The following is a 14,286-nucleotide window of genomic DNA, read 5'->3' on the forward strand; positions in this document are numbered from 1 at the left end:
GCCGCCATGGTCCTCGATCTGGTGGAGCGACCGCTGGCGCCCCCGGTGCCGGCGTGGCTGGGCGTTGCGACGTTGCGCCTGGCCCGGGCGGGGGGCGCCGCGGCGGGCGGGGGGGGGGGCCCCCGCCAGGGGGGGGGGGAGGGGGGGGGGGGGGGCCCGGGGGGCCCCCCCCCCCCCACCTTCGCCGGGGTGGCGTGGCCACCCCGGGAACCGCGTTATCGGTGCCGCAACGCCTGCCGGCCGGCTTCGGTCGCGTGCACCGTGCCGTCGCGCAGCGCGACAAGCCCACCTTCGACAGCGTCCTCCCAGACGGTCAGCCGCGGGCAGGACGTCCGCCAGGCGTCGAGCACCTCGGCATAGGGCCGCGGCCGCTCCGCCACGAAGGCGACGAGGTCAAGGATCAGCGGGCGCAACGTCTCGGACATCTGCGGATCTCCCCCGGAACGAAGCCATGCTGCGCGCAGGCGAGCGGCCTGCGCCATGCAATTCGTGCCGGGGCGGGGCTGCGCCGCGGTCAGGCCTCGGCCGGACGGCGGGCCGCGCGCCGGCGCGGCAGAGCCCGCAGCGCCGCGGCGCCGAGGCCAGCGACGCCGACCCAGAGTGCCGGCCGCAGGCCGAAGGTGACGTCGAGGTTGGCCTCGAGCACCCGCCAGGGATTGATCCCCGTCGCCAGCGCATACCAGGCGAATTCGATCCCGGCCGTCGCCGCCGCGGACGCCACGGCGAGGCCCAGCAAGACCGGCAGCGAGGGCGCCCCGCCCTGCGGCGCGACCAGTCGATAGCCCATCAGCCAGGCGAAGAGCCCGGCCATGAGCATCGGCTCGGTGACGTCGGCCTTGGATTGCAGGGTGAAATGGACCAGCGCGAGCGCCGCGATCGGGTAGGCGAGGCGGTGCAGCCGCCGCCAGCCCGGGCCACCCAGCCGCTGCACCGCCCCGTCGGTCGAGGTCGCGGCCAGCGCCGCGAGGCCGAGCAGCGCCACGAAGCCGATGGTGAGGTAGATGCGACGGAGGATCTCGCTCGCGACCTTCAGCCAGTCGAAGGCGAGGTCGCCGGCGTAGATGACCAGATGCAGCATGACATAGGCGAAGCACGCCACGCCGATCATGCGCCGCAGCTCGGCGATGCGGGCCTGGCGCAGGATCTGCCGCGCCGGCGTGACGGCGAGCGAGAGCAGCAGCAGCCTTATCGCCCAGGTGCCGCTGTCATGCGTCGCCGCCTGCCAGGGCTTGGGGCCGAGGGTCGCGGTCCAGGCGGCCTCGGCCAGCAGCAGCGCGGGCAGCAAGAGGGCGGCGAAGACGACGGCCTTGAAGGGCGAGAAGGCGCCGGTGCGGTCGCGCCAGGGCATGCGGGCGGGTTCTCCTGTTCCGCTCCATATACGTCGCCGCCGCCGCGACGGTTAGCATCTGCGAAAGGCTCTGGACTCATGCGCCGGAGCGGGCTAAGTGCCCGCCCTCGCCGACCGGCCGGGGGATTTCCCCGGCCTTCGGCGTTTCAGGGAACGCGGGAGATCCCTCGGGATCGCACGGACCGCGGGCCTCTGGAGTAACAGCAGAGGACTGCCACAGTGGCGAAGAAGATCGCAGGCTATATCAAGCTGCAGATCCCGGCCGGCAAGGCGAACCCGTCGCCGCCCGTCGGGCCCGCGCTCGGTCAGCGCGGCCTGAACATCATGCAGTTCGTGAAGGAATTCAACGCGGCGACGCAGCAGATGGAGCCCGGCACCCCGACGCCGGTCGTCATCACCGCGTACACCGACCGCACCTTCTCCTTCGTGACGAAGACGCCGCCGAACACCTACTTCCTGCTCAAGGCCGCGAAGCTCGAGAAGGGCTCCACCGCGCCGGGCAAGTCGGGTCCGATCGGTCGCGTGACCAAGTCCCAGCTCGCCGAGATCGCGAAGACGAAGATGAAGGACATGAACGCCAACGACGTGGATGCGGCTGTCCGCATGCTCGCGGGGTCCGCGCGTTCCATGGGCCTCACCGTGGTGGAGGGCTGATCCGATGGCCAAGCAGGGCAAGCGTCTGAAGGCCGTCTACGCCGGTTTCGACCGCGAGAAGGCCTATGCGCTGGATGAGGCGGTGAAGCTCGCCAAGACCAACGCCAAGGCGAAGTTCGACGAGACGATCGAGATCTCGATGAACCTCGGCATCGACCCGCGTCACGCCGACCAGATGGTCCGCGGCGTGGTCGGCCTGCCGCATGGCACCGGCAAGACGGTCCGCGTGGGCGTCTTCGCCCGCGGCCCGAAGGCCGAGGAAGCCAAGGCCGCCGGCGCCGACGTGGTGGGTGCGGACGACCTCGCCGCGCTGGTGCAGGAAGGCAAGATCGAGTTCGATCGCTGCATCGCGACCCCGGACATGATGGCCCTGGTCGGCCGCCTCGGTAAGGTGCTCGGCCCGCGCGGCCTGATGCCGAACCCGAAGCTCGGCACCGTGACCATGGACGTGAAGGGCGCCGTGACGGCCGCCAAGGCCGGCCAGGTCGAGTTCCGCGCCGAGAAGGCGGGCATCATACATGCCGGCATCGGCAAGGCGTCGTTCGGCGAGGACCAGCTCCTGGCCAATGCGCGCGCCTTCGTGGACGCGATCCAGCGCGCCAAGCCGACCGGGGCCAAGGGGACCTACGTGAAGAAGGTCGCCGTGTCCTCGACGATGGGCCCGGGCGTGCGGGTGGACGTCGCCAGCCTCGCGGCTGGCGCCTGACGAGATACGCCCGGTCCCTCGGGCCGGGCGGGCAGGGGGCGGCCTTGGCCGTTCCCGAAACCTGTCGGAGACCTCCTGTCACCCCTCGGGGTGGTGAAGGGCCCTCGGGCCCGCAGGGGAGAGACGGGGTGCCGAAGCGATGACGTATCCCGTGCCGCTGGCACGGGTATGGCTTGGCTTGGTGTTCCGGCCTGACAGGCGAACCGGGGTGTGGGGCAGGTCCCGCGCCCCCGAGTGAACCGGCCGGAGCCCTTCCAAAAGGCGCCGGCCACCGACGGAGACGTGGAGTGGACCGTACGGAGAAGCGTGAGTTCGTCGCCTCCCTCGCGGCCGTCTTCGCAGACACGTCGTTCGTGCTCGTGGCCCAGAACAAGGGTCTCACGGTCGCGGACGTCAGTGAGCTGCGCCGGCGGATGCGCGCGGCGGGCGCGACGTACAAGGTCGCGAAGAACCGCCTGGCCACCCTCGCCCTCGAAGGCACCCGTTTCGACGGCGTCAAGCCGCTGCTGAAGGGTCCGACCGCGCTCGCGTGGTCGACGGATCCGGTGGCGGTGGCGAAGACCGCGGTCGAGTTCGCCAAGACGAACGACAAGTTCGTTGTCCTGGGCGGTGCGCTCGGAACCCAGACGCTGAACGCCGATGGCGTGAAGGCACTGGCCGAGCTGCCGTCCCTGGAGACGCTGCGCGCGCAGCTGCTGGGTCTCATCCAGACCCCGGCGACGCGGATCGCGGGCATCCTCCAGGCCCCTGGCGGGCAGGTGGCACGGGTCCTTTCGGCTTACGCCAAGAAGGACGAGGCCCAGGCGGCCTGAGGGCCGATGGAATCATTCCCTGGCATGGATTGCCGGGGAGTTGCACAACCGAAGTCAAGCCATTAGATCGAGGAGCATTCAAACATGGCCGATCTCGCGAAGCTGGTGGACGAGCTGTCGTCCCTGACCGTCCTGGAAGCCGCCGAGCTCTCCAAGCTGCTTGAGGAGAAGTGGGGCGTTTCCGCCGCGGCGCCGGTCGCCGTGGCTGCGGCGCCGGCTGCGGCCGCTGCCGCCCCGGCTGCCGAGGCGCAGACCGAGTTCACCGTGATCCTTGCCGCCTCCGGCGACAAGAAGATCAACGTGATCAAGGAGATCCGCACCATCACCGGCCTCGGCCTCAAGGAAGCCAAGGACCTGGTCGAGGGCGCGCCCAAGACCGTGAAGGAAGCGGTCTCGAAGGACGAGGCTGAGAAGATCAAGAAGGTGCTGGAAGAGAACGGCGCCAAGGTCGAGATCAAGTGATCTCGCCCTCCGTCCCCGTCCGGCGACGGGCGGGGATGGGGGACCAGTTTTGAGAGGGTGCGGGTGGGGTTGCCGGAAGGGTCCGGCAACGCCGCCCGTTCCTGCGTTGCCAGGGATGGCGATGCAAGAGTTCCCCGCCGGCCGGGGTGTTCGGGCCGGGGCAGATAGGGAAGCAGGACAGGCATGAACGCTATCACGAAGTCGTTCACGGGGCGCAAGCGGATCCGCAAGTCCTTCGGGCGTCTCCCCGAAGTGGCGCCGATGCCGAACCTCATCGACGTGCAGCGGGCTTCCTACGAGGCCTTCCTGCAGATGGAGGTGAGCCCGGACAGCCGGACGCACACCGGCCTGCAGGAAGTCTTCAAGTCCGTCTTCCCGATCGACGACTTCGCCGGGCGTGGCCGCCTGGAGTTCGTGCAGTACGAGCTCGAAGAGCCGAAATACGACGTCGAGGAATGCATCCAGCGCGGGCTGACCTTCGCCGCGCCGCTGAAGGTGCGCCTGCGCCTGATCGTGTGGGACGTGGACGAGGACACCGGGTCCCGCTCCGTCCGCGATATCAAGGAGCAGGACGTCTACATGGGCGACATGCCGCTCATGACGGACAACGGCACCTTCATCATCAACGGCACCGAGCGCGTCATCGTCTCCCAGATGCACCGCTCCCCGGGCGTGTTCTTCGACCACGACAAGGGCAAGACGCATTCCTCGGGCAAGTACCTGTTCGCCGCGCGCGTCATCCCCTACCGCGGCTCCTGGCTCGACTTCGAGTTCGACGCCAAGGACATCTGCTACGTCCGCATCGACCGCAAGCGTAAGCTGCCGACCACGACGCTGCTGCTGGCGCTCGACGGCACGCGCACCGAGGGGCTGCGCGCCCAGGCCGCGGCCGAGGGCCGCGAGCTCGAGCCGAACGAGATCCGCGGCATGGACGCCGAGGAGATCCTCAACGCCTTCTACGGCCAGGTGGTGTTCAGCCGCGGCCCGAAGGGCTGGTCGCGCGCCTTCGATCCGGAGGCCTTCCGCGGCGTGAAGCTCGCCGAGCCGCTGGTCGACGCCAAGACCGGCCTGGTGGTGGCCGAGAAGGACGCGAAGCTGACCCCGCGCGCGGCGCGCAAGATCGCCGAGGCCGGGACGACCGAGGTGCTGGTCGGCCGCGCCGACCTGCTGGGCCGCTTCGTGGCCGAGGACCTGGTCGACCTGCAGACCGGCGAGATCTGGGCCGAGGCCGGCGACGAGCTGACCGAGCCGAAGCTCGCGGCCATCGAGGGCGCGGGGCTCGACCGCCTGCCGACGCTCGCGATCGACCAGTCGGTCGGCCCCTGGATGCGCAACACGCTGGCGGTGGACAAGAACACCAACCGCGACGAAGCGCTGATGGACATCTACCGGGTCATGCGCCCGGGCGAGCCGCCGACGCCGGAGACCGCCGAAGCCCTGTTCAAGGGCCTGTTCTTCGACTCCGAGCGCTACGACCTGTCGACGGTCGGCCGCGTGAAGATGAACATGCGCCTCGGCTTCTCGATCGAGGAGGTGCCGGACCACATCCGCACGCTGCGCAAGCACGACATCGTCGCGACGCTGCGCGTGCTGATGGACCTGAAGGACGGCCGCGGCCAGATCGACGACATCGACAATCTCGGCAACCGCCGGGTGCGTTCGGTCGGCGAGCTGATGGAGAACCAGTACCGCGTCGGCCTGCTGCGCATGGAGCGCGCGATCAAGGAGCGCATGGGGTCGGTCGACATCGACACCGTCATGCCGCATGACCTGATCAACGCGAAGCCGGCCGCCGCCGCGGTGCGCGAGTTCTTCGGCTCCTCGCAGCTGTCGCAGTTCATGGACCAGACCAACCCGCTGTCCGAGGTGACGCACAAGCGCCGCCTCTCGGCGCTTGGCCCGGGCGGCCTGACGCGCGAGCGCGCCGGCTTCGAGGTGCGCGACGTGCACCCGACGCATTACGGCCGCATCTGCCCGATCGAGACGCCGGAAGGGCCGAACATCGGCCTGATCAACTCGCTCGCGACCTTCGCCAAGGTGAACAAGTACGGCTTCATCGAGACGCCGTACCGCCTGGTGAAGGACGGCAAGATCGTCGGCGACCCGCGCTATCTCTCCGCGATGGAGGAGGAGCGTCTGGTCGTCGCGCAGGCCGACGCCAATGTCGACGAGGTCGGCGCCTTCAAGGACGAGCTGGTCTCGGTGCGCCAGGGCGGCGACTTCCGCCTGGTGAAGCCGGAGGAAGTGACGGCGATCGACGTCTCGCCCAAGCAGCTCGTCTCCGTCGCCGCGGCGCTGATCCCGTTCCTCGAGAACGACGACGCCAACCGCGCGCTGATGGGTTCGAACATGCAGCGCCAGGCGGTGCCGCTGATCCGCGCCGATGCGCCGCTGGTCGGTACCGGCATGGAAGCCGCGGTGGCGCGGGATTCGGGTGCGACCATCGTCGCCAAGCGCGACGGCGTGATCGACAGCATCGACGGCGCGCGCATCGTGGTGCGCGCGACGGGCGATGACGGCACGACCCGCGGCGTCGACATCTACCGCCTGCGCAAGTTCATGCGCTCCAACCAGTCGACCTGCATCAACCAGCGCCCGCTGGTGAAGGTGGGCGACAAGGTGCTGGCCGGCGACATCATCGCCGACGGCCCCTCGACGGAGCTTGGCGAACTCGCCCTCGGCCGGAACGTGCTCGTCGCGTTCATGCCGTGGAACGGCTACAACTTCGAGGACTCGATCCTGATCAGCGAGCGCATCGCGAAGGACGACGTCTTCACCTCGATCCACATCGAGGAATTCGAGGTGATGGCCCGCGACACCAAGCTGGGCCAGGAAGAGATCACCCGCGACATCCCGAATGTCGGTGAGGAGGCGCTGCGGAACCTCGACGAGGCCGGCATCGTCTACATCGGCGCCGAGGTGCAGCCGGGCGACATCCTGGTCGGCAAGGTGACGCCGAAGGGCGAGAGCCCGATGACGCCGGAAGAGAAGCTCCTCCGCGCCATCTTCGGCGAGAAGGCCTCGGACGTCCGCGACACCTCGCTGAAGCTGCCGCCGGGCGTGGCGGGCACCATCGTCGACGTTCGCGTCTTCTCCCGCCGCGGCGTGGACAAGGACGAGCGCGCGATGGCGATCGAGCGCGCCGAGATCGAGCGGCTGGCCAAGGACCGCGACGACGAGAAGGCGATCCAGGAGCGTTCCTTCTATTCCCGTCTGCGCGAGCGGATGCTGAACAAGAAGGCCTCCGGCGGCTTCAAGGGTGTCAAGGCCGGCACGGTCATCACCGACGAGGTGCTGGACCAGTTCGCCAAGGCGACCTGGCGCCAGATCGGCGTGTCCGACGACGCGGCGATGGCCGAGATCGAGGCGCTGAAGCGCGAATTCGACGCCGCGGTCGAGAAGCTGCAGAAGCGCTTCGAGTCCAAGGTCGAGAAGCTGCAGCGCGGCGACGAGCTGCCGCCCGGCGTGATGAAGATGGTCAAGGTCTTCGTCGCGGTGAAGCGCAAGCTGCAGCCGGGCGACAAGATGGCCGGCCGTCACGGCAACAAGGGTGTCGTCTCCCGCGTCGTGCCGATCGAGGACATGCCATTCCTCGAGGATGGCAGCCATGTCGACCTGGTGCTGAACCCGCTCGGCGTGCCCTCGCGCATGAACGTCGGGCAGATCCTCGAGACGCATCTCGGCTGGGCCTGCGCGAGCCTCGGCAAGCAGGTCGGCGAGATGGTGGAGGAGTACCGCCACCGCGGTGCACGCCGCAGCGAGCTCGAGGAGAAGCTCAAGGACGTCTACGGCGAGGAGATCTTCGCCCGCGACATCGCGCCGATGAGCGACGAGCAGCTGGTGGAGCTCGGCGAGAACCTGCGCAAGGGCATCCCCATCGCGACGCCGGTCTTCGACGGCGCCCGCATGGACGATATCGAGGGCATGCTGGAGAAGGCCGGCCTCGACCGGTCCGGTCAGGTCTGGCTGCACGACGGCCGCACGGGCGAGAAGTTCGAGCGCAAGGTCACGGTCGGCTACATCTACATGCTGAAGCTGCACCATCTGGTCGACGACAAGATCCACGCGCGTTCGATCGGGCCCTACTCGCTCGTCACCCAGCAGCCGCTGGGCGGCAAGGCGCAGTTCGGCGGCCAGCGCTTCGGCGAAATGGAGGTGTGGGCGCTCGAGGCCTATGGCGCGGCGTACACCCTGCAGGAGATGCTGACGGTAAAGTCGGACGACGTCTCGGGCCGCACCAAGGTCTACGAGGCGATCGTGCGCGACCAGGACAACTTCGAGGCCGGCATTCCGGAATCCTTCAACGTGCTCGTGAAGGAACTGAAGTCGCTCGGCCTCAACGTCGATCTGGAGAACCGCCCGGCGTGATCCGCCGGCGCTCCATCTCTTTCCTAACGCTCAGCCGCCGTGGGTCGTCCACGGCGGCGGCCTCATTCACGAGGACCGCATGAACGAGCTGATGAAGATCCTGGGCCAGACCGGCCAGGCGATGACCTTCGACCAGATCAAGATCACGATCGCTTCCCCCGAGCAGATCCGGTCCTGGTCCTACGGCGAGATCAAGAAGCCCGAGACCATCAACTACCGCACCTTCAAGCCGGAGCGGGACGGGCTGTTCTGCGCGCGCATCTTCGGTCCGATCAAGGACTACGAGTGCCTGTGCGGCAAGTACAAGCGGATGAAGTTCCGCGGCATCATCTGCGAGAAGTGCGGCGTCGAGGTGACCCTGGCCAAGGTGCGCCGCGAGCGCATGGGGCATATCGAGCTCGCCTCCCCGGTCGCGCATATCTGGTTCCTGAAGTCGCTGCCGAGCCGCGTCGGCCTGATGGTCGACATGTCGCTCAAGGAGCTCGAGAAGGTCCTGTACTTCGAGAACTACGTGGTGCTCGAGCCGGGCCTGACCGACCTGAAGCTCCATCAGCTGCTGAACGAGGACCAGTACCAGCAGAAGATGGACGAGTTCGGCGAGGACGCCTTCTCGGTCGGCATCGGCGCCGAGGCCGTGAAGCAGATGCTCGGTGGCATCGACCTGCAGCAGGAAGGCGTGAAGCTGCGCGGCGAGCTGAAGGAGACGACCTCCGAGGCGAAGCGCAAGAAGCTCGTGAAGCGCCTGAAGCTGATCGAGTCCTTCGCGGAGTCGGGTGCGCATCCGCAGTGGATGATCCTCGACGTGATCCCGGTCATCCCGCCCGAGCTGCGCCCGCTGGTGCCGCTGGACGGCGGCCGCTTCGCGACGTCGGACCTCAATGACCTCTATCGCCGCGTCATCAACCGCAACAACCGCCTGAAGCGGCTGATCGAGCTGCGCGCGCCCGACATCATCGTGCGCAACGAGAAGCGCATGCTGCAGGAGGCCGTCGACGCGCTGTTCGACAACGGCCGCCGCGGCCGCGCCATCACGGGTGCCAACAAGCGCCCGCTGAAGTCGCTGTCCGACATGCTGAAGGGCAAGCAGGGCCGCTTCCGCCAGAACCTGCTCGGCAAGCGCGTCGACTATTCGGGCCGTTCGGTCATCGTCGTGGGCCCGGAGCTGAAGCTCCACCAGTGCGGCCTGCCGAAGAAGATGGCGCTCGAGCTGTTCAAGCCGTTCATCTACTCGAAGCTCGAGAAGTACGGCCACGCCACCACCATCAAGGCCGCGAAGCGGATGGTGGAGAAGGAGCGTCCCGAGGTGTGGGACATCCTCGAGGAGGTGATCCGCGAGCACCCGGTCATGCTGAACCGGGCTCCGACGCTGCATCGCCTCGGCATCCAGGCCTTCGAGCCGGTCCTGATCGAAGGCAAGGCGATCCAGCTGCATCCGCTGGTCTGCACCGCCTTCAACGCGGACTTCGACGGCGACCAGATGGCCGTGCACGTCCCGCTGTCGCTCGAAGCGCAGCTGGAAGCGCGCGTGCTGATGATGTCGACCAACAACATCCTCAGCCCCGCGAACGGCAAGCCGATCATCGTGCCCTCTCAGGACATCGTCCTCGGCCTCTACTACCTCTCGCTCGACACGCCGGAGTTCCAGGCGACCGACGACGCGAAGGCGCCGATCTTCGCGACCGTGGGCGAGATCGAGCAGGCGCTCGAGGCCAAGGTCATCAACCTGCACACCAAGATCCGCGCGCGTCGCAAGACGATGAACGCGGAAGGCAAGGTCGTCACCGAGCGTCCCATCACCACGGCGGGCCGCATGATGATCGGCGCCCTGCTGCCGCTGCATCCGAACCTGCCCTACTCGCTGGTCAACCGGATGCTGACCAAGAAGAACGTCTCGGACGTCATCGACGCGGTGTACCGCCACTGCGGCCAGAAGGAGTCGGTGATCTTCGCCGATCGGCTGATGGGCCTCGGCTTCCGCCAGGCGGCCAAGGCCGGCATCTCCTTCGGTAAGGATGACATGGTGGTGCCGGACTCCAAGGTCGCGCTCATCGCGAAGACCAAGGAGGAGGTGAAGGAGTTCGAGCAGCAGTACCTCGACGGCCTCATCACCGCCGGCGAGCGCTACAACAAGGTGGTCGACGCCTGGTCGCGCTGCACCGACGAGGTCGCCGGCGCGATGATGAAGGAGATTCAGAAGCAGGAGGTCGGCAAGCCGACCAACTCCGTCTGGATGATGTCGCATTCCGGTGCGCGTGGTTCGCCCGCGCAGATGCGCCAGCTCGCCGGCATGCGCGGCCTGATGGCCAAGCCGTCGGGCGAGATCATCGAGCAGCCGATCATCGCGAACTTCAAGGAAGGCCTCTCGGTTCTCGAGTACTTCAACTCCACCCACGGCGCCCGCAAGGGCCTCGCGGACACGGCGCTGAAGACCGCGAACTCGGGCTACCTGACGCGTCGTCTCGTCGACGTGGCGCAGGACTGCATCATCGTCGAGCAGGATTGCGGCACCGAGCGCGGCCTGACCGTGGGTGCGGCGATGGACGGTGCGGAGGTCGTCTCCTCCCTGTCCGAGCGGATCCTGGGGCGGACCTCGCAGGAGGATGTGCTCGACCCGGCGACGGGCGAGGTCATCGTCGCGCGCAACGAGCTCATCGACGAGGTGGGTGCGGAGCGCATCGAGAAGTCCGGCGTGGAGCAGGTGAAGATCCGCTCCGTGCTGACCTGCGACGCGCGCCAGGGCGTCTGCGGCCGCTGCTATGGCCGTGACCTCGCGCGCGGCACGCCCGTCAACATCGGCGAGGCGGTGGGCGTCATCGCCGCGCAGTCGATCGGCGAGCCGGGCACGCAGCTCACGATGCGCACCTTCCACATCGGCGGCGCGGCGCAGCGCGGCGCCGAGCAGTCGGCGGTCGAGGCCTCGGGCGACGGTACCATCAAGGTGCTGAACCGCGTGGTGGTCACGAACAGCCAGAACCAGCCGATCGTGATGTCGCGCAACTGCGAGATCGTGCTGGTCGACGCCCAGGGCCGCGAACGTGCCCGCCAGCGCGTGCCCTACGGCGCGCGCCTGATCGGCGAGGACGGCCAGGCCGTCACGCGCGGCCAGAAGCTGGCCGAGTGGGACCCCTTCACCCTGCCGATCATCACCGAGCGGAACGGCAAGGTGGAGTTCGCCGACCTCATCGAGAACGTCACGCTGGTCGACCGCGTGGACGAGGTCACCGGCCTCTCCTTCAAGGAGGTGGTCGAGTACAAGGCCCCCGGCAAGGCGGCCGACCTGCGCCCCCGCCTGATCCTGCGCGACGAGAAGAACAACGTCGTGAAGCGTGAGAACGGCACCGAGGCGATCTACTTCCTCACCCCGGGCACCATTCTCTCGATCGACAACGGCGCCGCCGTCGCCGCCGGCGACGTGCTCGCCCGCCTGCCGCGCGAATCGTCCAAGACCCGCGACATCACCGGCGGTCTGCCGCGAGTCGCGGAGCTGTTCGAGGCGCGGCGCCCGAAGGACCACGCGATCATCAGCGAGATCGACGGCCGCGTGGAGTTCGGCAAGGACTACAAGGCGAAGCGCCGCATCCTCGTGGTGCCCGAGCAGGTGGGCGACGAGCAGCCCGTCCCGCGCGAATACCTGGTGCCGAAGGGCAAGCACGTCTCGGTGCAGGAAGGCGACTACGTGAAGCGCGGCGATCCGCTGGTCGACGGCCCGCGCGTCCCGCACGACATCCTGCGCGTGTTGGGTGTCGAGAAGCTGGCCGATTACCTCGTGGAGCAGATCCAGGAGGTCTATCGACTGCAGGGCGTGAAGATCAACGACAAGCACATCGAGGTCATCGTCCGGCAGATGCTGCAGAAGGTGGAGGTCACCGACCCCGGCGACACCACCTACCTGATCGGCGAGCAGGTCGACCGCATCGAGTTCGAGATCGAGAACGAGAAGCGCGTCGAGGCCAAGGAGCGTCCCGCGGTGGCCGAGCCGGTCCTGCAGGGCATCACCAAGGCCTCGCTGCAGACGACGTCCTTCATCTCGGCCGCCTCCTTCCAGGAGACTACGCGGGTGCTGACCGAGGCCGCGACCGCGGGCAAGGTCGACTACCTGGCCGGCCTGAAGGAGAACGTGATCGTCGGGCGCCTGATCCCGGCGGGCACGGGCTCCGTGATGAACCGCCTGCGGGCGCTGGCCGCCCAGCGCGACAAGGGCCGCCTGCCGTCCTCCGCGCCGGCGCTGCCGGAGCCGCACGCGGCGGAGTGACCGCCGCGCAGCGATGCGATCGTGGAAGGGCCGGCATCCCTCGGGGGTGCCGGCCCTTACCCTTGATGGGGGGATGCATGGCGCGACTCGTGGCCTTGGCCTTGATGCTCGCGGCGCAGCCGGCCATAGCGCGCAGCTGGACCGAGGAGAAATGCGACATCTACGGCCAGGCCTGGGGGGAGGCGGTGCGCACGCGTGGCACCGCGGACCTTTCGCCGGCGTTCCTGGCCGCCCATGACGCATTCCTCGCGAGCAGCTGTCGCGAGAGGGCGGTCTGCCCGCGCAGCGCGGCGGAGGTCGCGATGGCCGACCTGATGACGATCATGGCGGTGAATGCCCGTATCGCCGGGACCTTCCTGCCCTTCATCTGCCGCCCGTGACGCAGCGCAACAGCGCGCCCGGTCAGGCGCTTGGCGGCCTGGGCTGATGCCCGTTCGCCGCCCTGCGCAGCGCGCGCGTGAATCGGGTCTTGATGCGCTTGACTCACCCGGGGGGCGGGCGTAGAAGCCGCCCCTCGGCAGGGCCCCGGCAACGGGCGCCCTGTCAGGTTTTGGTCCACAACGCTGCGCCGCCGGCGCCGCCCCTCACTCAGGGGCTGAGGCCGGCAGCGGGACGGACGCCCGGAGGGCGCGCTGATGCGCGCGACCCGGGCCATGTTCTTTGGCAAGGCCGGCGGTGGGGATTGGTATGGTTACGAAGGGGCGTCATGCCGACGATCAACCAGCTCATCGCCAAGGGGCGTGAGACGAAGCCGGCCCGGAACAAGGTTCCGGCACTGAAGGGCAGCCCGCAGAAGCGGGGCGTCTGCACGCGCGTCTACACGACCACGCCGAAGAAGCCGAACTCGGCCCTTCGTAAGGTCGCCAAGGTGCGTCTGACGAACGGCTTCGAAGTCGTCAGCTATATCCCCGGTGAAGGCCACAACCTGCAGGAGCACTCGGTCGTCCTGATCCGCGGTGGCCGCGTGAAGGACCTTCCGGGCGTCCGCTACCACATCCTGCGCGGCGTGCTCGACACCCAGGGCATCGCCAAGCGCCGCCAGCGCCGTTCGCTCTACGGCGCGAAGCGTCCGAAGTGAGGATCTGAGAGATGTCCCGTCGTCACCGCGCCGAGAAGCGCGAGGTCCTGCCCGATCCGAAGTTCGGCGACGTCGTGCTGAGCCGTTTCATGAACGTGCTCATGTACGACGGCAAGAAGAGCACCGCCGAGCGGATCGTCTATGCCGCCATGGACACGCTGAAGAAGCGTGGCGGCGTGAACAGCGACCCGCTGCGCCTGTTCCACGAGGCGATGGACAACGTGAAGCCGGCCGTCGAGGTCCGCAGCCGCCGCGTCGGCGGCGCGACCTACCAGGTGCCGGTGGAGGTCCGCCCGGAGCGGCGCCAGGCGCTCGCGATCCGCTGGCTGATCGAATCCGCGCGCAAGCGCGGCGAGAACACGATGGAAGAGCGCCTCTCCGGCGAGCTGATGGACGCGGCGAATAACCGCGGCTCGGCCGTCAAGAAGCGCGAAGACACGCACCGGATGGCCGAAGCCAACAAGGCTTTCAGCCACTACCGCTGGTAACGAAACCCCCGATCGGGAACGACGACGATGGCGAAGGCAAAGTTTGAGCGGAACAAGCCGCACTGCAACATTGGCACGATCGGGCACGTGGACCATGGCAAGACGTCGCTGACGGCGG

The 14,286-nt window shown here is 68.3% G+C and carries 12 protein-coding genes; 10 read left to right on the plus strand and 2 right to left on the minus strand.

All coding sequences use genetic code 11. The features are described 5' to 3' along the window. Window positions 1–215: 215 nt before the first annotated feature. Together GWK15_RS25280 and GWK15_RS25285 are read right to left on the minus strand one after the other, a co-directional pair. Window positions 216–425 (minus strand): hypothetical protein, encoded by a 210-nt coding sequence (locus GWK15_RS25280; protein WP_168044346.1) that lies wholly within the window; start codon window positions 423–425, stop codon window positions 216–218. Between the two features lie 89 nt (window positions 426–514). After that, a complete protein-coding gene (locus GWK15_RS25285) occupies window positions 515–1,348 on the minus strand; it encodes a protein-methionine-sulfoxide reductase heme-binding subunit MsrQ (protein WP_168044348.1) in 834 nt (277 codons plus the stop codon). A 219-nt stretch (window positions 1,349–1,567) separates the two neighbouring features. On the opposite strand from GWK15_RS25285, the gene rplK reads away from it, so the two are divergent. The 10 genes from rplK to GWK15_RS26225 all read left to right on the plus strand — a co-directional run. Then, the gene (gene rplK, locus GWK15_RS25290; protein ID WP_168044350.1) at window positions 1,568–2,002 is read left to right on the plus strand and encodes a 50S ribosomal protein L11; all 435 of its coding nucleotides are present in this window, start codon (window positions 1,568–1,570) and stop codon (window positions 2,000–2,002) included. Between the two features lie 4 nt (window positions 2,003–2,006). After that, on the plus strand, window positions 2,007–2,708 hold the full coding sequence (gene rplA / locus GWK15_RS25295) for a 50S ribosomal protein L1 (RefSeq protein WP_168044352.1): 702 nt from the start codon (window positions 2,007–2,009) through the stop codon (window positions 2,706–2,708). A 287-nt stretch (window positions 2,709–2,995) separates the two neighbouring features. Next, a complete protein-coding gene (rplJ, locus tag GWK15_RS25300) occupies window positions 2,996–3,520 on the plus strand; it encodes a 50S ribosomal protein L10 (RefSeq protein ID WP_168044354.1) in 525 nt (174 codons plus the stop codon). Window positions 3,521–3,604: 84 nt separating this feature from the next. Next, entirely contained in the window at window positions 3,605–3,982 is a 378-nt protein-coding gene (gene rplL, locus GWK15_RS25305) for a 50S ribosomal protein L7/L12 (RefSeq protein WP_168044356.1), read from the plus strand. Window positions 3,983–4,165: 183 nt separating this feature from the next. Continuing rightward, window positions 4,166–8,350 carry a DNA-directed RNA polymerase subunit beta gene (gene rpoB / locus GWK15_RS25310; RefSeq protein WP_168044358.1) on the plus strand — a complete coding sequence of 1,395 codons (4,185 nt, stop codon included), beginning with the start codon at window positions 4,166–4,168 and terminating at the stop codon, window positions 8,348–8,350. Between the two features lie 79 nt (window positions 8,351–8,429). Further along, window positions 8,430–12,602 (plus strand): DNA-directed RNA polymerase subunit beta', encoded by a 4,173-nt coding sequence (rpoC, locus tag GWK15_RS25315; RefSeq protein WP_168044360.1) that lies wholly within the window; start codon window positions 8,430–8,432, stop codon window positions 12,600–12,602. A gap of 77 nt (window positions 12,603–12,679) precedes the next feature. Continuing rightward, window positions 12,680–12,982: a hypothetical protein gene (locus GWK15_RS25320; RefSeq protein ID WP_168044362.1), complete on the plus strand. Its 303-nt coding sequence runs from the start codon at window positions 12,680–12,682 to the stop codon at window positions 12,980–12,982. Between the two features lie 326 nt (window positions 12,983–13,308). Then, window positions 13,309–13,680: a 30S ribosomal protein S12 gene (rpsL, locus tag GWK15_RS25330; protein WP_137127375.1), complete on the plus strand. Its 372-nt coding sequence runs from the start codon at window positions 13,309–13,311 to the stop codon at window positions 13,678–13,680. An 11-nt stretch (window positions 13,681–13,691) separates the two neighbouring features. Then, complete coding sequence (rpsG, locus tag GWK15_RS25335) at window positions 13,692–14,168, plus strand: 30S ribosomal protein S7 (RefSeq protein WP_168044365.1); 477 nt, start codon at window positions 13,692–13,694, stop codon at window positions 14,166–14,168. Between the two features lie 27 nt (window positions 14,169–14,195). Beyond that, on the plus strand, window positions 14,196–14,286 hold a 91-nt coding region (locus tag GWK15_RS26225), incomplete at its 3' end, for a GTP-binding protein (RefSeq protein WP_244922324.1).

The organism is Neoroseomonas oryzicola (assembly GCF_012163135.1).
Lineage (GTDB): Bacteria > Pseudomonadota > Alphaproteobacteria > Acetobacterales > Acetobacteraceae > Neoroseomonas > Neoroseomonas oryzicola.